This window comes from Rhodobacter calidifons, from assembly GCF_011174775.1.
In the GTDB taxonomy this organism is placed as follows: Bacteria; Pseudomonadota; Alphaproteobacteria; order Rhodobacterales; family Rhodobacteraceae; genus Tabrizicola; species Tabrizicola calidifons.
Genome location: NZ_JAANHS010000007.1, coordinates 123531 through 143370 on the forward strand (window position 1 = coordinate 123531; position 19840 = coordinate 143370).

Annotated in this window: 18 protein-coding genes; 10 read left to right on the plus strand and 8 right to left on the minus strand. The window is 67.1% G+C overall.

Going from position 1 to position 19840, the window contains the following annotated elements; genetic code table 11:
* Window positions 1-81 precede the first annotated feature (81 nt).
* The 3 genes from guaB to G8O29_RS11120 all read left to right on the plus strand — a co-directional run bounded on the left by guaB (window position 82) and on the right by G8O29_RS11120 (window position 4852).
* On the plus strand, window positions 82-1530 hold the full coding sequence (guaB, locus tag G8O29_RS11110; RefSeq protein WP_166403309.1) for an IMP dehydrogenase: 1449 nt from the start codon (window positions 82-84) through the stop codon (window positions 1528-1530).
* A gap of 9 nt (window positions 1531-1539) precedes the next feature.
* Window positions 1540-2685: an RsmB/NOP family class I SAM-dependent RNA methyltransferase gene (locus G8O29_RS11115; protein ID WP_166403310.1), complete on the plus strand. Its 1146-nt coding sequence runs from the start codon at window positions 1540-1542 to the stop codon at window positions 2683-2685.
* Between the two features lie 340 nt (window positions 2686-3025).
* Window positions 3026-4852, plus strand: coding sequence for an ATP-binding protein (locus G8O29_RS11120; RefSeq protein WP_166403408.1), 1827 nt, complete (start codon window positions 3026-3028; stop codon window positions 4850-4852).
* A 107-nt stretch (window positions 4853-4959) separates the two neighbouring features.
* On the opposite strand, the gene G8O29_RS11125 is transcribed toward G8O29_RS11120, so the two are convergent.
* The 3 genes from G8O29_RS11125 to G8O29_RS11135 all read right to left on the minus strand — a co-directional run bounded on the left by G8O29_RS11125 (window position 4960) and on the right by G8O29_RS11135 (window position 8136).
* Complete coding sequence (locus G8O29_RS11125) at window positions 4960-5532, minus strand: retropepsin-like aspartic protease family protein (RefSeq protein WP_166403311.1); 573 nt, start codon at window positions 5530-5532, stop codon at window positions 4960-4962.
* 52 nt (window positions 5533-5584) lie between these two features.
* Window positions 5585-6205 carry a MarC family protein gene (locus tag G8O29_RS11130; protein WP_166403312.1) on the minus strand — a complete coding sequence of 207 codons (621 nt, stop codon included), beginning with the start codon at window positions 6203-6205 and terminating at the stop codon, window positions 5585-5587.
* 83 nt (window positions 6206-6288) lie between these two features.
* Window positions 6289-8136: an ABC-F family ATP-binding cassette domain-containing protein gene (locus tag G8O29_RS11135; protein ID WP_166403313.1), complete on the minus strand. Its 1848-nt coding sequence runs from the start codon at window positions 8134-8136 to the stop codon at window positions 6289-6291.
* A gap of 124 nt (window positions 8137-8260) precedes the next feature.
* Between G8O29_RS11135 and ndk the strand changes: the two genes are divergently transcribed.
* The 3 genes from ndk (at window position 8261) to G8O29_RS11150 (ending at window position 10528) form a co-directional block, all read left to right on the plus strand.
* Entirely contained in the window at window positions 8261-8683 is a 423-nt protein-coding gene (gene ndk, locus G8O29_RS11140; protein ID WP_166403314.1) for a nucleoside-diphosphate kinase, read from the plus strand.
* Between the two features lie 175 nt (window positions 8684-8858).
* On the plus strand, window positions 8859-9548 hold the full coding sequence (gene rpe / locus G8O29_RS11145; RefSeq protein WP_166403409.1) for a ribulose-phosphate 3-epimerase: 690 nt from the start codon (window positions 8859-8861) through the stop codon (window positions 9546-9548).
* A 194-nt stretch (window positions 9549-9742) separates the two neighbouring features.
* Entirely contained in the window at window positions 9743-10528 is a 786-nt protein-coding gene (locus G8O29_RS11150; protein WP_166403315.1) for a helix-turn-helix transcriptional regulator, read from the plus strand.
* A gap of 317 nt (window positions 10529-10845) precedes the next feature.
* On the opposite strand, the gene tsf is transcribed toward G8O29_RS11150, so the two are convergent.
* The 3 genes from tsf to G8O29_RS11165 all read right to left on the minus strand — a co-directional run bounded on the left by tsf (window position 10846) and on the right by G8O29_RS11165 (window position 13152).
* On the minus strand, window positions 10846-11754 hold the full coding sequence (gene tsf / locus G8O29_RS11155) for a translation elongation factor Ts (RefSeq protein WP_166403316.1): 909 nt from the start codon (window positions 11752-11754) through the stop codon (window positions 10846-10848).
* A gap of 75 nt (window positions 11755-11829) precedes the next feature.
* Entirely contained in the window at window positions 11830-12606 is a 777-nt protein-coding gene (gene rpsB / locus G8O29_RS11160) for a 30S ribosomal protein S2 (RefSeq protein ID WP_166403317.1), read from the minus strand.
* A 189-nt stretch (window positions 12607-12795) separates the two neighbouring features.
* A complete protein-coding gene (locus G8O29_RS11165; protein ID WP_166403318.1) occupies window positions 12796-13152 on the minus strand; it encodes a DUF1330 domain-containing protein in 357 nt (118 codons plus the stop codon).
* Between the two features lie 187 nt (window positions 13153-13339).
* On the opposite strand from G8O29_RS11165, the gene G8O29_RS11170 reads away from it, so the two are divergent.
* The 3 genes from G8O29_RS11170 (at window position 13340) to G8O29_RS11180 (ending at window position 15903) form a co-directional block, all read left to right on the plus strand.
* Window positions 13340-14230 (plus strand): PfkB family carbohydrate kinase, encoded by an 891-nt coding sequence (locus tag G8O29_RS11170; RefSeq protein ID WP_166403319.1) that lies wholly within the window; start codon window positions 13340-13342, stop codon window positions 14228-14230.
* The gene (locus G8O29_RS11175) at window positions 14227-15141 is read left to right on the plus strand and encodes a pseudouridine-5'-phosphate glycosidase (RefSeq protein ID WP_166403320.1); all 915 of its coding nucleotides are present in this window, start codon (window positions 14227-14229) and stop codon (window positions 15139-15141) included. The genes G8O29_RS11170 and G8O29_RS11175 overlap by 4 nt, the downstream gene beginning before the upstream one ends.
* Window positions 15142-15219: 78 nt before the next feature.
* Window positions 15220-15903 carry a DUF502 domain-containing protein gene (locus G8O29_RS11180; protein ID WP_166403321.1) on the plus strand — a complete coding sequence of 228 codons (684 nt, stop codon included), beginning with the start codon at window positions 15220-15222 and terminating at the stop codon, window positions 15901-15903.
* Here G8O29_RS11180 and G8O29_RS11185 read toward each other — a convergent pair.
* Together G8O29_RS11185 and G8O29_RS11190 are read right to left on the minus strand one after the other, a co-directional pair.
* Window positions 15900-16910, minus strand: a complete 1011-nt coding sequence (locus G8O29_RS11185) for a patatin-like phospholipase family protein (RefSeq protein WP_166403322.1) — start codon at window positions 16908-16910, stop codon at window positions 15900-15902. The genes G8O29_RS11180 and G8O29_RS11185 overlap by 4 nt on opposite strands.
* Before the next feature lie 61 nt (window positions 16911-16971).
* Complete coding sequence (locus tag G8O29_RS11190) at window positions 16972-17745, minus strand: 3-hydroxybutyrate dehydrogenase (protein WP_166403323.1); 774 nt, start codon at window positions 17743-17745, stop codon at window positions 16972-16974.
* 258 nt (window positions 17746-18003) lie between these two features.
* On the opposite strand from G8O29_RS11190, the gene G8O29_RS11195 reads away from it, so the two are divergent.
* Window positions 18004-19824, plus strand: coding sequence for an extracellular solute-binding protein (locus tag G8O29_RS11195; protein WP_166403324.1), 1821 nt, complete (start codon window positions 18004-18006; stop codon window positions 19822-19824).
* The last annotated feature ends 16 nt before the right edge of the window (window positions 19825-19840 follow it).

Consider the following 19840-nt stretch of genomic DNA (forward strand, 5'->3'; position numbering starts at 1 on the left):
GGGCAGAATTGGCCTTGCAAAGCCGGGCGCCCCGTGAAAAGGGGAACCGCCAAACGACGCCAACTCCCGGAGGGTTCGCCTATGGAGATTCGTGAGGCTCTCACCTTTGACGACGTGCTTCTGGTGCCCGCGGCATCGAGCGTCCTGCCCTCGGAAGCGGATACCTCGACCTTTGTCACCAGGGCGATCCGGATGAACATTCCGCTGCTGTCCTCGGCGATGGATACGGTGACCGAGGCCCGGATGGCGATTGCCATGGCGCAGGCAGGCGGGATCGGGGTGATCCACCGCAACCTCGACCCCGAGGCGCAGGCGCGGGAAGTGCGGCGGGTGAAGCGGTTCGAGTCCGGCGTGGTCTATCAGCCGATCACCCTGACGCCGGACCAGACGCTGGCGGACGCCAAGGTGCTGATGGAGCGCTATGCGATCACCGGCTTTCCGGTGGTGGACGAGGCGGGCCGGGTGCTGGGCATCGTGACCAACCGCGACATGCGCTTTGCGTCCGACGACAGGACGCCGGTCCGGGTGATGATGACCAGCGAGAACCTGGCGGTGCTGCGCGAGCCGGTGGACCGGGCCGAGGCGATCAGCCTGATGAAGGCGCGGCGGATCGAGAAGCTTCTGGTGACGGACGGGCAGGGCAAGCTGACCGGGCTTCTGACGCTGAAGGATACCGAGAAGTCGGTGCTGAACCCCAACGCCTGCAAGGACGAGATGGGGCGGCTGCGGGTGGCGGCGGCCTCGACCGTGGGCGATGCGGGGTTCGAACGCAGCCAGGCGCTGATCGACGCGGGCGTGGACCTGGTGGTGATCGACACGGCGCATGGGCACAGCGAGGGCGTGGCAAAGGCGGTGGAGCGGATCAAGCGGCTGTCGAACACGGTGCAGGTCGTGGCCGGGAACGTGGCCACGGCCGAGGCGACGCGGGCGCTGATCGGCGCGGGGGCGGATGCGGTGAAGGTCGGGATCGGGCCGGGGTCGATCTGCACCACGCGGATCGTCGCGGGGGTGGGCGTGCCGCAACTGACCGCGATCATGGATTCGGCCCGCGCGGCCGGCGATATCCCGATCATCGCCGATGGCGGGATCAAGTATTCCGGCGATTTTGCCAAGGCGATTGCCGCAGGGGCCTCTTGCGCGATGGTGGGATCCGCGATTGCCGGGACGGACGAGAGCCCCGGCGAGGTGATCCTGTGGCAGGGCCGCAGCTTCAAGGCCTATCGCGGGATGGGCAGCCTTGGCGCGATGGCGCGCGGCTCGGCGGACCGCTATTTCCAGAAGGACGCGGCCAGCGACAAGCTGGTCCCGGAAGGGATCGAGGGGCAGGTGCCCTACAAGGGCTCGGCGGCAGCGGTGATCCACCAGATGGTCGGCGGCCTGCGGGCGGCCATGGGCTATACCGGCTGCGCGACGGTGGCCGAGATGCGGACGAAATGCCGGTTCGTGCGGATCACCGGGGCGGGGCTGAAGGAAAGCCACGTCCATGACGTGCAGATCACCCGGGAAAGCCCGAACTATCGCGTCGGCTGAGCCGGTCCGATGACCCCCGGCGCACGCGCCTCGGCGGCCATCTCGATCCTTGACCGGGTCCTGGGCGGAGAGCCGGCCGAGAGGGCGCTGACCAACTGGGGCCGGGCCAGCCGCTATGCCGGGTCGAGCGACCGGGCGGCGGTGCGCGATCTGGTGTTCGAGGCCCTGCGGCGCAGAAGCTCGGCCGCGGCCATCGGCGGCGGGCTGAGCGGGCGCGGCCTGGTCCTGGGCCTGATGCGCGCGGCCGGGCAGGAGGCGCTGTTCTCGGGTCAAGGCCATGCGCCGGCCCCGCCCGGGCCGGAGGAAACCGGCCGCAGCCCTGATCCGGTCGAGGCGCTGGACCTGCCGGACTGGCTGATCCCCGACCTGCGCGACAGTCTTGGCCCCGACCTCGGGCCGGTCGCCGAAGCCCTGCGCCACCGCGCGCCGGTCTTTCTGCGGGTGAACCTGGTCAAGGCCGACCTGCCGGCCGCCCGGGTCGCTCTGGCGGCCGAAGGCATCGCGACCCGGACGCATCCCCTGTCGCCGACCGCGCTGGAGATCACCGGGAACGCGCGCCGGCTGCAAGCCTCGGCGGCCTATCGCGGGGGGCTGGTCGAGTTGCAGGATGTCTCGAGCCAGGCCGTGGTCGATGCGCTGCCGCTGGCGGATGGCATGACGGTGCTGGACCATTGCGCGGGCGGCGGCGGCAAGACGCTGGCCATGGCGGCCCGGGCAAGGCTGCGGCTATACGCCCATGACGCAAACCCGCGGCGCATGGCGGACCTGCCCGAACGGGCCAGGCGGGCGGGGGTGCAGGTCACATTGACCGACCGGCCCGAGGCCGGGGCGCCCTATGACCTGATCCTGGTCGATGCGCCCTGTTCGGGATCGGGCAGCTGGCGGCGCGACCCGGAAGGCAAGTGGAATCTCACCCCGCAAGGGCTTGACCGCATTGTGGAAACCCAGGCTCATATCCTGGACCGCGTGGCGCCGATGCTGCGCCCGGGCGGGGTGCTTGCCTATGCCACATGCTCGCTTCTGCGCCGCGAGAATGGTGATCAGGCCCGCGCCTTCCTGGACCGCCACCCCGCATTTCACTGCGAAAGCGCGCTGTCCCTGACCCCGTTGCAAGGCGGCGACGGTTTTCACCTTTCAATCTTTCAGAGAAGATGATTTTCGCAACTCAACCTAGACCTGCGCAGCACATCGGTTAATCATGCCTTAACCCCTTCCGGCGATTTTCGTCGGCATCAGGAAGCGGGCAGCGCATTTCGGAGTATGCAGGCAATTGACCGGGGTCGAGGTTCGGGAAGGGACGCAGACAGGTTTCCCGCTGGTGCTGGCGGGCATCGGATCGGGCCTTGTACTGGCCTGGATCGCGTTCTGGCGCGAGGGGTCGCCACTTCCGGGCTTTGTCGGGCTGGTGCTGTTCTGCCTTGCCCTCGGGCTGGTGCTGCGCGGATGGCAGACGCAATCCCGCAACGAGAGGCGGGGCCAGCTTGCCTTCCTGCTGATGGCCGACGATCCGGCGGCCTGTTTCCTGACCGATGCGGCGGGGCGGGTGATCCTGCGCAACGAGGCGGCCGAGACGCGCTTTGGCAAGGATGCCGTCTCGCTGCACGCGGCGCTGGGGGACCGGGTGCTTGCGCCGGGCGAGCTGCTTCTGCGCCTGCAGAAGCAGGCCGAGATCGCAGGCGCGGCGCAGCAGGATCTGCCGGGTCGGGCCTCGGTGCTGCGCCTTCTGGTGCATCGCGCGGGTCCGGGGCAGTTCTTCTGGCGGGCCGAGGATCTGCCCTTGCACTCCGATCTGCCCCCGCCAGCGGCGGCCGAACCGGCGCCGGTCGTCACGGTCGGCGCCGATCTGGAAGAGGTGCCGGTCCCGATCCTGACCTTCGGGCCGGACGGGGTGATGCGGTCGGCCAACCTGGCCGCGCGCGAGCTGATGTGGAACGGCGACACCCGGTCGGCCATGTTCCACGACCTGTTCGAGGGCCTGGGCCGGCCGGTCTCGGAATGGCTGGCCGATGTCACGGCGGGGCGCCATCCCGGCGGGTCCGAAGTCCTGCGCCTGCGCGGCGAGGAGGAGCGCTTTCTCCAGATCACGCTGCGCCGCTATGTCGAGGGCGGCCGGTTGGGCGCGCTGGCGATCCTGAACGATGCGACGCGGCTGAAAACGCTGGAGGCGCAGTTCGCGCAAAGCCAGAAAATGCAGGCAATCGGGCAGCTTGCGGGCGGTATCGCACATGACTTCAACAACCTTCTGACCGCGATCTCGGGCCATTGCGACCTGCTGCTGCTGCGACACGGCCGCGAGGACAACGACTTTGCCGATCTGGAACAGATCCGGCAGAACGCCAACCGCGCCGCTTCGCTGGTCGGGCAGTTGCTGGCGTTCTCGCGCAAGCAGACGCTCAACCCCGAAGTGCTGGACCTCGAGGATGTGCTGGCCGACCTGATCCATCTTCTGAACCGGCTGATGGTCGAGAAGGTGGACCTGTCGCTGGTGCATCTGGCGCGCGAGGGGGGGCGGCCGCTGGGCCGGATCCGGGCGGACAAGCGGCAGATCGAGCAGGTGCTGATCAACCTCGTGGTGAATGCCCGCGATGCGATGCCCGAGGGCGGCGAAGTCCGGATCGAGACCGAGCCGGTGACCCTGACCGAGCCCCTGATGCGCGACCGCGCCACGGTGCCGGCGGGCGACTACACGGTGATCCGGGTGGTGGACCGCGGCATCGGCATCCCCGAACACCAGCTGCGCCAGATCTTCGAGCCCTTCTTCACCACCAAGCGCATCGGCGAGGGCACCGGGCTTGGCCTGTCGATGGCCTATGGCATCATGAAACAGTCCGGCGGCTTCATCTTCGTCGATTCCGAGGTGGCGAAGGGCACCACCTTCTCGCTGTATTTCCCGGTCTTTGACGGCGAGGCGGGGGACGCAAAGCCGGCCGAGCCGCGCCGGGTGGCCACGCGCAAGGGCGAGGGCGTGGTGCTGCTGGTCGAGGACGAGGCCTCGGTCCGCGCCTTTGCCGCGCGGGCGCTGACCATGCGCGGCTATACCGTGCTGGAGGCAGCCAGCGCCGAGGAGGCGCTGGCGCGGCTTGAGGACAAGACGTTGCATGTCGATCTTTTCGTGACCGATGTGGTGATGCCGGGCATGGACGGCCCGGCCTGGGTGCGCCGGGCGCATCTGGACCGGCCGGGGGTGAAGGTGATCTTCATGTCGGGCTATGCCGACGACGGGCTGGCCGAGGATCAGGCCCGGGTGCCGAACTCGGTCTTCCTGCCGAAGCCCTTCTCGCTGGGCGACCTGACGAACACGGTGCAGAGCCTGCTTGGCTGAGAGCGCGGCAGACGCCGCAACGCCGCTCGTGAAGGGTGAATGTCAGCGCCCACCCCCTTGGGAATAAGGGATCGGCAAGGCAAGACCGGCCAGGTCGCGGCCGGGAACTACTGTCGCAGGATCAGCTTGCCGCCGGCGAATTCCATGCGGAACTGGCCAAGGTAATCCATCCCGAGGAGCGACTGGTCAAGGTCGCCCTCGGTGACGAGGGCACGGAAACTGTCATTCCGGAACGGACCCAGTTCGACGTCTTTCAGCGTGACCCGCGCCGTGCGGACGACGCCATTCGCTGTATTGGCCTGACCAAGATAGGTCAGGCTGCCCGGGTCGATCCCCAGCCGCCGCGCATCCCGCGCCGACAGCACCATCCCGGAGGCCCCGGTGTCCACCATGAAGGGCACCGCGGTCCCTTCGACCCGCAGGGTCAGATAATAGTGACCATCTTCGGCCCGTGGCACTTCGACCGCACCGTCCTGCACGGACTGGATCGGCAGGATGTCCTGCCGGATGTCGCGCCACAGCCCGTAGCCCGCCATCATGCCGAGAAAGATCATCCCCCAGGCCAGCGCCATCCGCAGCGCCTGACCCATGCGCTGGCGGAACTCAACCATGACCCAGCCGCCGAGGGCGACCAGGATCAGGGCCAGATAGCCCACGCGCGCCAGTGTCTCGCTGTCCATCCGCACCTCCGGTTGGGGATGAATATGGGGGCAGGGGGGCCGCCTGGAAAGGTCAGCCGATCAACCCGGTGCCCCGGACACCGTCGATCACGAACTGCACCGAGAGCGCGGCCAGAAGCATCCCCAGGAGCCGGGTGATGACGATGGTCCCGGTTCGGCCCAGCAACCGCTCCAGCGGCGGCGAGGCGAGCAGGAAGGCGTAGGTCACCGCAATCATCAGGATCAGGAGGCCGAGGACCCAGATCGTCGCGATCCAGTCCGGCCCGGCCTGGCCGACCAGCAGGATCATCGTGGCGATGGCGCCGGGCCCGGCAATCAGCGGTGTCGCCAGCGGAAAGACCGAAGGGTCGTGGTCGGGCTCCGCCTGCTGCCCCTCGCGCCGCTGGGTGCGGCGTTCGAAGAGCATGTCGAGCGCGGTCAGGAACAGAAGGATCCCGCCCGCGATGCGGAAGGCGGGCATCGAGACGCCGATGAAGGTGAGGATCGCCTCGCCCGCGAGCCCGAACAGCAGAAGGAGGCAGGCCGCAATGATGCAGGCCCGCCGCGCCATCGCCCGGCGCCGTTCCGGCCCCATGCCGCGGGTGAGCGCGATGAACAGCGGCACCAGGCCCGGCGGGTCGATCACGACGAACAGCGTGGCAAAGGCGGTGATGAGGAAGGCGGTTTCGGGCATTGCGGGTCCTTTTCCGCAAGGCTAGCCCGGCTGTTCCGGGTTTGGGAAGCGGAACCTGCGCGATCGGAAAGCCGGTCCGAAAGTCAGGCCGCAGCCTCGAGTCTCTCTTGCGCGTCCAGCCACAGCGCCTCGGCCTTGTCCAGCGCCTGCATCACCTCGGCATACTTGGCGTTCCAGGTGGCGAGTTCGCCCTTGCGGGCATCCTGGTAGAGCTCCGGGTCGGCCAGTTTGCTGGCCAGCTTGTCGCGCATGTCGTTCAGCTTGGCCAGCCGCTCCTCGCATCTGCGGACCTCGGCCTTCAGGGCGCTGATCTCGTCCCGGCTGGCTTTCTTCGGTTTCACAACGGGTTGCGCGGGGGCTTTCACCTCGTCGTCCCCGGCCAGAAGCTGGCGGCGGTAGGCCTCCAGATCCTCGGCATAAGGCGTCACCGCGCCGTCCTTGACCAGCCAGAGCCGGTCGGCCACCAGGCCCAGAAGGTGCATGTCGTGGCTGACCAGGATCACCGCGCCGGGGTATTCGGTCAGGGCGTCGACCAGCGCCTCTCGGGATTCGATGTCCAGGTGGTTGGTCGGTTCGTCGAGGATCAGAAGATGCGGCGCGTCGATGGTGGCGAGGAGAAGCGAGAGCCGCGCCTTCTGGCCACCCGACAGGCGGGCGACGACCGTGTCGGCCTGATCGGCCATCAGCCCGAAGCCCGCGAGCCGCGCGCGCAGTTTCGGCTGCGCTTCTGCCGGACGCAGGCGCATGACGTGCTGGAGGGGCGTCTCGTCGAGGTGCAGCTCATCCACCTGGTGCTGGGCGAAATAGCCGATCCGCAGCTTGGAGGAGCGCGACAGCTTGCCCGCGCACGGTTGAAGTTTGCCAGCCAATAATTTGGAAAGTGTTGATTTTCCTTCGCCGTTCCTGCCCAGGAGCGCGATCCTGTCGTCCTGGTCGATGCGCAGGTTCAGCCGTTTCAACACCGGCGGGCCGCCATAGCCCACCGCCGCGCCGTCGAGGTTGATGATCGGGGGGGCGAGTTCCTCGGGCTTGGGGAAGGTGAAGACGACCTTCTTCGCCTCTTCCGGTGCGGTGATCGGGGTCAGCTTCTCCAGCATCTTCACGCGCGACTGCGCCTGCACGGCCTTGGACGCCTTGGCCTTGAAACGGTCGACGAAGCTTTGCAGATGCGCCCGCCGCGCCTCGACCTTCTTCGCCTCGGCTTGCAGGACCGCGCGGCGTTCGGCCATCTGGCGGGCGAACTGGTCGTAGCCGCCTTGCCAATAGGTGAGCTTGCGGTTGTCGAGATGCAGGATGCCCTGGACCGCGCGGTTCAGAAGGCCGCGGTCGTGGCTGATGATGAGGACGGTGTGGGGGTATTTCTGCAGGTAGCTTTCCAGCCAGAGCGCGCCCTCAAGGTCGAGGTAGTTGGTCGGCTCGTCCAGAAGGAGGTAGTCGGGCTGGGCAAAGAGGACACCCGCCAGCGCCACCCGCATCCGCCAGCCACCCGAAAAGGCCGAGCAGGGCATGAGTTGTTGTGCAGCGTCAAAGCCCAGGCCCTTGAGAATGCTGGCCGCGCGGCCTTCGGCCGACCAGGCGTCGATGTCGGCAAGGCGGGCCTGGATCTCGGCGATCCGGTGGGGATCCCGGGCGGTTTCCGCCTCGGCCATCAGGGCAGCGCGTTCGGTGTCGGCGGCAAGGACCGTGTCGAGAAGCGAAGTGTCCGAGGACGGCACCTCTTGCGCCACGCCACCGATCCGGGCGCGCTGGGGCAGGGTGATCGAGCCGCCCTCCAGCGCCAGCTCCCCGCGGATCAGCCGGAAGAGCGTGGTCTTCCCCGCGCCGTTGCGGCCCACGAGGCCCACCTTGTGCCCGGTGGGAATCGTCGCGGAGGCGCCCTCGAACAGGGGGCGGCCTTCGACCTTGTAGGTGATGTCCTCGATCCTCAGCATGGCCGGGGAAGTGCCTGAACCTCTGGCCAAGGTCAATGCCGCCGCACCTTTTCAACGCGGCGCGGGCGTGGTAGCAGCCCGGCGTCCCATTCCGGCGCAAAGCCGCAAATTCCTGGAGAGCCCCATGGCCGTTGAACGTACCCTGTCGATCATCAAACCCGATGCGACCAAGCGCAACCTGACCGGCAAGATCATCGCCAAGCTCGAAGAGGCGGGGCTGCGCGTCATTGCCTCGAAGCGCATCCATCTGACGCCCGCCCAGGCCGGCGCCTTCTATGCCGAACACAAGGAGCGCGGCTTCTACGGCGAGCTGGTGGCCTACATGGCCTCCGAACCGGTCGTGGTGCAGGTGCTGGAAGGCGAAGGCGCGATCCTGAAGAACCGGGAAGTCATGGGCGCGACCGATCCGGCCCAGGCGGCCGAGGGCACGATCCGCAAGGAATTCGCGCTGTCCAAGGGAGAGAACTCGGTCCACGGCTCGGACAGCGAGGCTTCGGCCGCGCGCGAGATCGCGTTCTTCTTCTCGGGCCTCGAACTCGTCGGCTGAGTTCGGCCGAACGTGCAGGACGGCCCGGGCGGATGTCCGGGCCGTTTCCGTTTCAGGGCGGGGCACGGTTGTCGGCATCCGTTATTCGTGTAATCAATATTATGTACTGTATTGACCGCTGGAAACCCCGCTGGTGCCGGGATATGAGGCGCTGACGCTGCAAGGAGCCTGCCCGATGTTCGACCGCACCCTGAAGATCGCCCCGTCCATACTGGCAGCGGATTTTGCGAATTTCGGGGCCGAATGTCGCGCGGTTGAAGCCGAAGGCGCGGATTGGGTGCATGTCGATGTGATGGACGGCCATTTCGTGCCAAACCTGACCTTCGGCCCGGCGATGTGTGCGGCGCTGCGGCCGCATATCGCGGGCGTGATGGACGTGCATCTGATGATTGCCCCGGTCGATCCTTATCTGGAGGCTTTCGCCAAGGCCGGCGCCGACAACATCACGGTGCATGTCGAAGCCGGGCCGCACATTCACAGAACGCTGCAAGCCATTGCTGCACTTGGTAAAACGCCGGGCGTCGCCATCAATCCCGGAACCCCGGTCGAGGCGGTGGCCGAGCTTCTGGACCTGGTGGGTCTGGTCTGCGTGATGACGGTGAACCCGGGCTTCGGCGGCCAGGGCTTCATCGAAAGCCAGCTGGCCAAGATCGCCCGGCTGCGGCAGATGATCGGTGATCGGCCTGTCCATGTCGAAGTCGATGGCGGGATCTCGGCCGCGACCGCACCGCGGGTTGCGCAGGCCGGGGCCGACGTGCTGGTGGCGGGAGCCGCGGTGTTCAGGGGCGGCTCGGCAGAGCATCCCTCAGCCTATGGGGCGAACATCCGGGCAATCCGGGCGGCGGCCGAGGCGGCCCTGTCCTGAAGCGGCACCCTGCCCCGAACCCGCGCCGGACGCCGCACGCTTTGGCGACTGGTCTCGCCCCTTGGGCGAATTGACGCTGCGCTGACGGGGCAACACCTCGACAAACCAAGGAAATCTGCCGTATCTGGCGTTCATGTCATGACTGCCGCAGGGTCAAGCACCCCTGCGCGGCACGAGCGACAGGGGAGACAGCCATGCCTGACACCACGATTCTGCCGCTTCTGAACCGGATCGCGGCCTCGGCGCGGATCGACGATGCCTGGGATCTTGCGACCGGCTATTTTTCCGGTCTGGGCTTCGGGCGGGTCAACTACGGCTTTACCCGGTTCATGCACCAGAAGACCATCGGCGATCCGGACGACGCGCTGTTCCTGTCCACCTGCGACGCGGATTACGTCAGGCGCTATTTCCAGGGCGGCTTCTACGCCAAGACCCCGCTGTTCCGCTGGGCCGAGACCAATGCGGGGATCTGCACCTGGTCCTGGGTCGCCGAAGCCTATGCCGCGGGCCGGCTGTCGCCGCAAGAGGCCGAGGCGGTGCGGCAGAACATCGCGATGGGGATCGTAGCCGGGATCACGGTCAGCTTTCCCGAGGTGCTGTCGCGGTCGAAAGGGGCCATCGGGCTGATCGCGGATCCCGGCGTCAGCCTCGGGTATGTCGAGGCGATCTTTGCCGAGCGGCGCGAAGAGATCCTGGCGGTGGCGAACATGATGCACCTGACCATCGTGCACCTGCCCCAGCTGTCGCGGCACCGGGCGCTGAGCCCGCGCCAGCGCGAGGCGCTGGAATGGGTGGCCGACGGCAAGACGACGCAGGATGTGGCGCTGCTGATGGGGGTCAGCCCGGCCATGGTCGAAAAGCACCTGCGGCTCGCCCGCGAGGCGCTGGCCGTCGAGACCACCGCGCAGGCCGTGGCCAAGGGCGCGCTGCTCAACATGATCTTCCAGCGGGCGCCGGAGACCGCCCGGGCCGCACGATGACGCAAAGGTAGGGTTTTCCTTACTCGCCTGACCCTGGGTCATGTGAAAGCAGGGCACATGGCCGCGAGGTTGCGCCAATTGCGGACCCGGCGCGTTGCACCCGGTCCCGAAGGTTGGTTTCGGACGGCATGAAGACGTCTTGCTTGCCATTTCTTTCCCCGGTGGCGGCAAGTCTATGCGGCGCGGTTTTCCCCAGGACCGCGCCGCACGCATTTGCGGACGGTCGCGCAGGGCGAACCGGGAAAGGCGCCGGACCGGACCGAAAGCAAGGGGGCCGGCGCATGCGCAGCGGCCCCCTGCCCTGTCTGTCCGGGGTCTCAGCCCTGAAGCGCCTTGGCGACTTCGGCAGCGAAGTCTTCCTGCTTCTTCTCGATGCCTTCGCCGACCGCCACGCGGGCATAGCCGGTGATCTCGACACCCGCTTCCCTCGCCGCGGCTTCCACGGTCAGGTCGGGGTTGATGACGAAGGCCTGGCCCAGCAGCGTGTTCTCTGCCAGGAACTTCTTCATCCGGCCGGGGATGATGTTGTTGTGGATCACGGCTTCGGGCTTCGGCTTGGCCGAGGCGGCGTTCTCTTCCAGCGCCTTGGCGGTCTGGACGGCCAGCTCACGCTCGACCACGGCGGGGTCCAGTGTGGCCTCGGACAAGGACAGCGGGTTGGTCGCGGCGATATGCATCGCGAACTGCTTGCCGATCTCTTCCGCCTTGGCCTTGTCGCCCTTCAGCGCCACCAGGACGCCGATCTTGCCCATGCCGGGCGCCGCCGCGTTGTGGACATAGGACACCACGGTGTCGCCCTCCAGCACATGCAGGCGGCGGAAGGTCATGTTCTCGCCGATGCGGGCGATGGCTTCCTGGATCACCGTCTCGACCGTCTTGCCGTTCAGATGCGCGGCCTTCACCACCTCGACCGAATCGCCGGTGGTCAGCGCGACGTTCGCAACGTCCCGCACCAGCGCCTGGAAATCCTCGTTCTTGGCAACGAAGTCGGTTTCCGAGTTGATCTCGATGGCAACACCCCGGCCGTCCGTCACGGCCACGCCGATCAGACCCTCGGCGGCGACGCGGTCGGCCTTCTTGGCGGCCTTGGCCAGACCCTTGGTGCGCAGCCAGTCGACGGCGGCTTCCATGTCGCCGTTCGTCTCGGTCAGCGCCTTCTTGGCGTCCATCATCCCTGCGCCGGTCGATTCGCGCAGTTCCTTCACCATCTGAGCGGTGATCGTCATCGGTTCACTCCTTGAAAGAGATGTCCCGGCGGAGTTAGGTCCGCCGGGTGACAGTCTTGTGACGCAGACAGTCGATCAGGCCTCGGCGGTGACTTCGGCCGCGGCGACCGCTTCCTCCACCGGGGCCGCTTCCAGCGCGCCAAGATCGACCCCCGCCGCGCCCATCTGGGCCGACATGCCGTCCAGCGCGGCACGGGCGATCAGGTCACAGTACAGCGCGATGGCGCGGGCCGCGTCGTCGTTGCCCGGGATGACATGGGTCACGCCCTTGGGCGAGCAGTTGGTATCGACCACGGCCACCACCGGGATGCCCAGCTTCTGGGCCTCCTGCACGGCCAGGTTTTCCTTGCCCACGTCGATGATGAACAGAAGATCCGGCACCCCGCCCATCTCGCGGATGCCGCCAAGGCTGGCTTGCAGCTTGGCCTGGTCACGCTCCATGCCCAGGCGTTCCTTCTTGGTCAGGCCTTCGCCGCCCGCGCCAAGGATTTCGTCCAGCTGCTTCAGGCGCTGGATCGACTGCGAGACGGTCTTCCAGTTGGTCAGCGTGCCGCCGAGCCAGCGGTGGTTCATGTAATACTGCGCGCATTTCTCGGCGGCTTCGGCGATCGGCTTCTGGGCCTGACGCTTGGTGCCGACAAAGAGGATGCGGCCGCCCTTGGCGACGGTGTCGCGCACGACCTTCAGCGCCTGGTCCAGCAGCGGAACGGTCTGCGTCAGGTCGATGATGTGGATACCGTTGCGCTCACCGTAGATGTATTCCGCCATGCGGGGATTCCAGCGGGCGGTCTGGTGGCCGTAGTGAACGCCAGCTTCCAAGAGCTGACGCATGGTGAACTCGGGAAGAGCCATGCCTTGTCCTTTTCCGGTTTGAACCTCGGCGCCGCCGTCTTCACCCCGGACCTGATCCGGGGCAACCGGTGGACCGCACGGGATTTCTCCCCGCATCGGCCCCGACGACACCTGTGAAGTGGCGCGCATATAGACGGGATGCGGCCCTGGCGCAAGGGGCGGCGTGACACGCGGACGGCCGGGCCGACGTCAGCCGAAATCGTGGTAGCCCTCGGCAATGGCCATGTCGAATTCCGCCACACCGTCGAACAGTCCCTCGCCGATCTTCAGGGCGGCCTCGTCGACGGCCTCGCGGGCACGGTCGAGGCTGGGAAACTCAACCACCAGAAGACGCGGCGGAAGCGAGCCGCTGAGAACCGTCACCGCCGGGCTGCGGATCACGATCCGGCCACCGAGATAGTCGATCGTCTCCTCGGCGATCTCAAGCAGGTTGAAATAGCGCACCGGATCGACGATTCGCACACCGATCACCCAGTAGCCGCGTTTCGGGCGGTCACGGACCACCCCGGACGGCTTCGCATACCAGCCTGGAAAGACATCGGACATCAGCAAGGCCTCCGTGGAAATGCCGTCGTTTCAACACTCGGACCGGACATCGGCTGCATCCTATAGGCGAGTGAAGCTGTCAGCAATTCGCTTTCCGCCTGGGCGGCGCCATGGCTGGTCCTTCGGGCGCCGACGCGGGCTGCAAGAGCGGTTGACCCTGCCTGTCGGAACAAGGCAGAAGGCGCGCATGGCGCCTGACATTCTCTGCATCGGCTCGGTCCTGTGGGACATCATCGGCCGCTCGCCCACCTCGATGCGGCTAGGCTCCGACGTGCCGGGGCGGATCACCCGCCTGCCGGGGGGCGTGGCGATGAACATCGCGATGACGCTGCGGCGGTTCGGAATGACCCCTGCCCTGCTTACCGCCGTCGGTCGGGACGCCGAGGGCGACGAGCTGATTGCCGCCTGCGACCGGCTGGGGCTGGGGACGGATACGGTCTACCGGTCCGACGACCTGCCCACCGACCGCTACATGGCCATCGAGGGCGCGAACGGGTTGGTCGCGGCCATCGCGGATGCCCATTCGCTGGAGGCCGCGGGCGACAAGATCCTGCGCCCGCTGGCCGATGGCCGTCTGGGAACCGAGGTCGCGCCCTGGTCCGGGCCCATCGCGCTGGACGGCAACCTGACCGAGGGCCTGCTGGCCGAGATCGCCGTCTCGCCGCTGTTCCTGCGGGCCGACCTGCGCGTGGCCCCGGCGTCCCCGGGCAAGGCGGGCCGGCTGCTGCCGTTGCTGAACCACCCCTCGGCAACGCTTTATGTCAACCTCGAAGAGGCCAACATCCTGGCCCGCAGCGAAGCCGCCACGGCAGCCGAGGCCGCACAGGCGCTGCTGGCGCGGGGGGCGGGACGGGTGCTGGTGACCAACGGCGGCGCGCCTGCCGCCGAGGGACGCCGAGGTCAGGGCGTCATCACGGGCCAGCCGCCGCAGGTCCTTGTCACGCGGGTCACCGGGGCGGGCGATACCTTCATGGCCGCGCATCTGGTGGCCGAACGCCGCGGCGCCGACCGCCAGTCCGCATTGGACGAGGCGCTGCGCGCCGCCGCAACCTATGTCTCGGGAGATATCGGTTCATGACCCTGCCCCTCACCTTCTCGCCCGAAGTGGCCGAAGCCCGTGCCGCTGGCGCGGCGATCGTGGCCCTTGAAAGCACGATCATCACCCATGGCATGCCATTCCCGCAGAACGTGGAAACAGCGCGCCGGGTAGAGGCCGAGGTGCGCGCCGCAGGTGCCATTCCCGCGACCATCGCGATCATGGACCGCCGGATCCATATCGGGCTGACCGACCGTCAGCTTGACGCGCTGGGTCAGGCGAAGGGCGTGGCCAAGCTGTCGCGCGCGGACCTTGCGGCCTGCCTGGCCAGCGGCGGAACCGGGGCGACCACCGTCGCCGCCACGATGATCTGTGCGCATCTGGCGGGCATCGGGGTCTTTGCCACCGGCGGGATCGGCGGGGTGCATCGGGGTGCAGAGACCAGCTTCGACATCTCGGCCGACCTGCGCGAACTGGCCGAAACTGCGGTCAGCGTGGTTGCTGCCGGCGCGAAGGCGATTCTCGACCTGCCGAAGACGCTGGAGGTGCTGGAAACCCTGGGCGTGCCGGTGATCGCCTTCGGCCAGGACGATTTTCCCGCCTTCTGGTCGCGCAGTTCGGGCCTGCGCGCGCCCCTGCGGATGGACCACCCCGCCGATATCGCCGCCGCCCATCGTCTGCGCGGCCGCCTTGGCCTGCCAGGCGGCCAGCTGATCGCGAACCCGATCCCGATCGAGGCCGAAATCCCTCGCGCCGAGATCATGCCGCAGATCGAGGCCGCGCTGGCCGAGGCCGAAGCCCGGGGCATCGCCGCCAAGGCGGTCACGCCCTTCCTCTTGCAGCGCATCTTCGACCTGACCGAGGGCCGCTCGCTGACGGCCAACATCGCGCTGGTTCTGAACAATGCCCGCCTTGCCGCCGCGATTGCCCGGGAACTGGCCGCACCGGGCTGAATTTCCCGCGATCTTCCACAGGCATGCTTGCGAAGCCTGCGGCAGAACCCCTAGATAGGCCGCGAAGGGGACCCATCCGTGACCGAACCCACCACGACAAACCGCCGCGGCTTTCTTGCCGGACTGCGCGCGAGCTTTCTGACCGGCCTGGTCGTCGTGCTGCCGATCGGGCTGACGATCTATTTCGTCTGGGCGGTGATCGGCTGGATCGACGGCTGGATCCTGCCCCTGATTCCCGCCTACTGGCAGCCGAACGCGGTCATCCTGCGCTGGTTCGGCCCGGACTACGAATTTCCGGTCCGCGGGGTCGGTGTGCTGGTCTTTCTGGTCGTCACCATCATCATCGGCTGGCTGGCCAAGGGTCTGATCGGGCGGTCGATCATCCGTTCGGGCGAGGAACTGGTGGACCGGATGCCCGTGGTCCGGTCGGTCTACGGGGCCATCAAGCAGGTGGCCGAAACCTTCTTCAACAAGAAGGAGAAAAGCTTCGACAAGGTCGTCCTGGTGGAGTTTCCCCGTCCCGGCTCATGGGCGCTGGGATTCCTGTCCACCCGGCCGAAGGGAGAACTGGCCGACCGGCTGGCAAGGCTTGGCCCCGACATGTCGGCCGTCTTTGTCGGCCTTACGCCCTTCACCAGCGGGATGCTGCTGTTCGTCCGGACCCAGGACCTGATCGTGATGGACATGGGCGTTGACGACGCGGCCAAACTGATCGTCTCGGGTGGGCTGGTCTACCCCTTGCCGAAGGACAGCGCGGCCTAGCCGAGCAGCCCCTTCAGGTCCGTGCCTTCCAGGCCAGGCTTCGCGCCGCCCCCGGTCAGGAACCGTTCGGCCGCCGCCCGTCCGGCTGCCTTCAGCCGCGACAGCAGCAGCGGGGTCGGCGCCAGCTTGGAATCGGCGGTCAGGCTGTTCATCAGCCCCTCATCCGAGATCAGCTGGACGTTGACAGCCTTCATCCTGCCGCGCTCCATCCGGCCCTCGGCGATCAGGCGCCGGACGAAGTTGATCGCGCGCAGCTCGCCCAGAAGGCTGGCGTTGAAGCTGATCTCGTTGATCCGGTTCTGGATTTCAAGCGGCGTGTCGGGAACCTGGTCCCGCCGCATCGGGTTGATCGACACGACCAGGATGTCATCGGGCAGGTCCGGTTCATACAGCGGAAACAGCGCCGGGTTGCCGGTGTAGCCGCCATCCCAGTAGGCCTCGCCGCCGATCTCGACCGCCTGGAACACCGTGGGCAGGCAGGCCGAGGCCAGCAGGGCCTCGGGGCCGATGTCCTGGCCCTGGAACACCTTGATCTTGCCGGTCCGCACATTGGTCGCGCTGACGAAAAGCCGAGGTCCCTCGGCGGCACAGACTTGGGTGAAGTCCAGGTCGCGCACCACCGGCTCCAGCGGGTTCGTCCAGCGGGAGCCCATGACATAGGGCGAATAAAGCTGCGCCGCGATGGCCTGGGGCGAAAAGGGCAAGAGGGCGGCGGTCGTGGTCTGCCAGAAGCGGATCGCGGGCAGGAAGGGGGCGATCCAGGGCAGCATGCGGAAATCGCCGATCTCGCCGACCTGGGTCCAGAGCCGGTCCAGCCGCTTGCGCGCCGCCCCCCTGCCCCCGGAGATCAGGCCGGATTTCAGCGCCGCCCCGTTCAGCGCCCCGGCCGAGGTGCCGGAGATGCCCGCGATCTCCAGGTCGTCCTCTTCAAGCAGCCGGTCGAGCACCCCCCAGGTGAAGGCGCCATGCGCCCCGCCGCCCTGCAGGGCCAGGTTGACCCGCCTCATGTCCGGGCCCTGCAAATCTTTTCGAAAAGATCTGCGAAATCCTTCGAAGGATCTTGTCGCCTCACAGCGCCGTCCAGCCGCCATCGACAGAGATCGTGGTGCCCGTCACCTGATCCGCCGCCGGGCTGCACAGATAGACCGCGGTGCCGCCGATCTGTTCCACCGTGGCGAACTGGCGCGAGGGCTGACGCTGAAGCATCACCTCGCGGATCACCGTCTCGCGGTCCATGTTGTGGACCTTCATCTGCTCGGGGATCTGCGCCTCGACCAGCGGCGTCAACACATAGCCCGGGCAGATCGCGTTGCAGGTGATGCCCTGCCCTGCCACCTCCAGCGCCACGGTCTTGGTCAGCCCGACCACGCCGTGCTTGGCCGCGACATAGGCCGACTTGAACGGGCTGGCCGTCAGTCCGTGCGCCGAGGCCACGTTGACGATCCGCCCCCAGCCCTTCGCCCGCATCCCCGGCAAGGCCGCCGCCGTGGTGTGGAAGGCCGAGCTCAGGTTGATCGCGAGGATCGCGTCCCATTTCTCGACCGGGAACTCCTCGACCGCGCAGACGAACTGGATGCCGGCGTTGTTGACCAGGATGTCGCAGCCCCCGGCCTTTTCGACCAGCGCGCGGCATTCGGCCCCCTTGGACATGTCGGCCGGGATATAGCGCACCGGGACGCCATGGCGCGCGCCCAGTTCGGCGGCAAGCGCGTGGTCCTCGGGCCGGTCGGTGAAGCTGTTGAGAATCACCTCGGCCCCGGCCGCCGCCAGCGCCTCGGCAACGCCCAGCCCGATTCCGGAGTTCGATCCCGTGACCACCGCCCGCTTGCCCGAAAGTGTCATCCAAGCCTCCAGATGCTGCACATGCAAAAGCATGGCATGCCTTGCAGGGGAACGGAAGTCACGGGTGAGAGATAAAAAAACGCCGGCGCAAGGCCGGCGTTCAGTCTTTGAGGCAGGTTTCATACAGGCAAGAAACCTATCGAGCAGTAAGGTGTTTATAGTCCCCTCTCTGCCGATGGCCAAGCTAAAAGTTTGAATTGATTCAATCTCCGTCCTAGTCTTGCCACATACAACCGCAGGAGAGGGGAGCGAGGGGGAATGACACGGGTGAACAGGGCCGGTTTGCTTGGTTTCAGACTGTCGGCGGTGCTGGCCGTTCTTGCCGCAACCGCATCGGCAGAGCCGATGCATGGCATAGCTATGTATGGTGACCCCGCGCTCCCCCCGGATTTTGTGTCCCTGCCCCAGGTCAACCCCGATGCGCCCAAGGTGGGCAGCTACCGCTGGGGCGAATCGGGCAGCTTCGACAGTTTCAATCCCTTCGTGACCAAGGGCCGCCCGGCTCTGGGGATCTCGACCCTGACGGTCGAGACGCTGATGGGTCGGAACTATGACGAGCCCTTCTCGCTTTACGGTCTGCTGGCCGAATCGATTGATACCGACGCGGGCCGCACCTACGTCGAATTCACCCTGCGCCCCGAGGCCCGATTCTCGGACGGCACGCCCGTGACGGTCGCGGACGTGATGTGGTCGATGGAGACGCTGGGGACCGAGGGCAACCCGCGCTATGCCGCGGCGTGGAAGAAGATCGCCTCTATGGAGCAGACCGGCGAGCGGTCTGTCCGCTTTACCTTCAACACCGAGGACCGCGAGTTGCCGCTGATCCTGGGCCTGCGCCCGGTGCTGAAGAAGGCGCAATGGGAAGGCAAGGATTTCGCCGAGGCCACGATGGAAGTGCCGATCGGCTCGGGGCCCTATACATTGGCCAGTTCGGAACTGGGCGTGCAGGTCACCTACCGCCGCAATCCCGACTGGTGGGGCAAGGACCTGCCCTTCAACCGCGGTCTGTGGAACTTCGACGAGATCCGCTACGACTATTTCGCCAACCCGCAGGCGACCTTCGAGGCCTTCAAGGCAGGGCAGCTCTCGGCCTACCGCGAGGCGAATGTCGCGAAATGGCTGTCCTCCTACGACTTCCCCGCCATCCAGTCCGGCGAGATCGTCAAGGCCGAGATCCCGCATGGCCGGCCTTCGGGGATCGAGGGTTTCGCGATGAACACCCGCCGGCCGCTGTTTGCGGACTGGCGGGTGCGCGAGGCGCTGATCCTGGCCTTCAACTTCGAATTCATCAACCAGACCCTGAACGGCGGACTGCTGCCGCGGATCCCGTCCTATTTCGGCAATTCCTTCCTGGGGATGGAACCGGGCACGCCGGCGACGGGCCGCGAGCTGGAACTGCTGGAGCCGTTCCGGGCCGATCTGCCGCCCGGGGCGATCGAGGGCTATGCGCTGCCCGTGTCCGATGGCACCCAGGCCAACCGCAGGAACATCCGCGCCGCGACCGCCCTGCTGGAAGAGGCCGGCTGGACCGTGGGCAGCGACGGGGCGCTGAAGAACGCCGCGGGCGAGCCCTTCAGCTTCGAGATCCTTCTTGTCACCGGCCAGGACGAGATGGCCTCGGTCGCCGAGGTCTATATCGAAGCGCTGAAGGCGCTGGGCATCAGCGCGCGGCTGAACAAGGTCGATGATGCGCAGTACAAGGAGCGCACCAGCGCCTATGACTTCGACGTGACCCATTACATCCGGTCGCTGTCGCTGTCGCCGGGCAACGAGCAGCTGCTCTACTGGGGATCGGCCAGCGCGACCGAGCCGGGCACGCGGAACTGGATGGGCGTGAACTCTGCGGCCGTCGATGCGATGATCGCCGCGATGCTGGAATCGCCCGATGCCGAAGGCTTCATCGCCGCGACCAGGGCGCTGGACCGGGTGCTGACCTCGGGCCGCTACGTGATTCCGATCTGGTATTCGGACCGCTCGCGGCTGGCCTATTCGGCCAAGCTCAGGTATCCGGAAAGAATTCCGCTTTATGGTGACTGGACGGGCTTTCTGCCCGACACCTGGTGGCAGGCGGAACAGTAGGAAACGCAAGGGTAGG

What these genes read in the sequence shown, in the direction of transcription:
- G8O29_RS11130 (WP_166403312.1), bottom strand. Translation starts at nt 6,205, where the DNA reads ATGCCCGAAACCGCCTTCCTCATCACCGCCTTTGCCACGCTGTTCGTC.
- G8O29_RS11125 (WP_166403311.1), bottom strand. Translation starts at nt 5,532, where the DNA reads ATGGACAGCGAGACACTGGCGCGCGTGGGCTATCTGGCCCTGATCCTG.
- G8O29_RS11120 (WP_166403408.1), top strand. Translation starts at nt 3,026, where the DNA reads ATGGCCGACGATCCGGCGGCCTGTTTCCTGACCGATGCGGCGGGGCGG.
- G8O29_RS11195 (WP_166403324.1), top strand. Translation starts at nt 18,004, where the DNA reads ATGACACGGGTGAACAGGGCCGGTTTGCTTGGTTTCAGACTGTCGGCG.
- guaB (WP_166403309.1), top strand. Translation starts at nt 82, where the DNA reads ATGGAGATTCGTGAGGCTCTCACCTTTGACGACGTGCTTCTGGTGCCC.
- ndk (WP_166403314.1), top strand. Translation starts at nt 8,261, where the DNA reads ATGGCCGTTGAACGTACCCTGTCGATCATCAAACCCGATGCGACCAAG.
- G8O29_RS11170 (WP_166403319.1), top strand. Translation starts at nt 13,340, where the DNA reads ATGGCGCCTGACATTCTCTGCATCGGCTCGGTCCTGTGGGACATCATC.
- G8O29_RS11165 (WP_166403318.1), bottom strand. Translation starts at nt 13,152, where the DNA reads ATGTCCGATGTCTTTCCAGGCTGGTATGCGAAGCCGTCCGGGGTGGTC.
- tsf (WP_166403316.1), bottom strand. Translation starts at nt 11,754, where the DNA reads ATGACGATCACCGCTCAGATGGTGAAGGAACTGCGCGAATCGACCGGC.
- G8O29_RS11185 (WP_166403322.1), bottom strand. Translation starts at nt 16,910, where the DNA reads ATGAGGCGGGTCAACCTGGCCCTGCAGGGCGGCGGGGCGCATGGCGCC.
- rpsB (WP_166403317.1), bottom strand. Translation starts at nt 12,606, where the DNA reads ATGGCTCTTCCCGAGTTCACCATGCGTCAGCTCTTGGAAGCTGGCGTT.
- G8O29_RS11150 (WP_166403315.1), top strand. Translation starts at nt 9,743, where the DNA reads ATGCCTGACACCACGATTCTGCCGCTTCTGAACCGGATCGCGGCCTCG.
- G8O29_RS11190 (WP_166403323.1), bottom strand. Translation starts at nt 17,745, where the DNA reads ATGACACTTTCGGGCAAGCGGGCGGTGGTCACGGGATCGAACTCCGGA.
- G8O29_RS11135 (WP_166403313.1), bottom strand. Translation starts at nt 8,136, where the DNA reads ATGCTGAGGATCGAGGACATCACCTACAAGGTCGAAGGCCGCCCCCTG.
- rpe (WP_166403409.1), top strand. Translation starts at nt 8,859, where the DNA reads ATGTTCGACCGCACCCTGAAGATCGCCCCGTCCATACTGGCAGCGGAT.
- G8O29_RS11115 (WP_166403310.1), top strand. Translation starts at nt 1,540, where the DNA reads ATGACCCCCGGCGCACGCGCCTCGGCGGCCATCTCGATCCTTGACCGG.
- G8O29_RS11175 (WP_166403320.1), top strand. Translation starts at nt 14,227, where the DNA reads ATGACCCTGCCCCTCACCTTCTCGCCCGAAGTGGCCGAAGCCCGTGCC.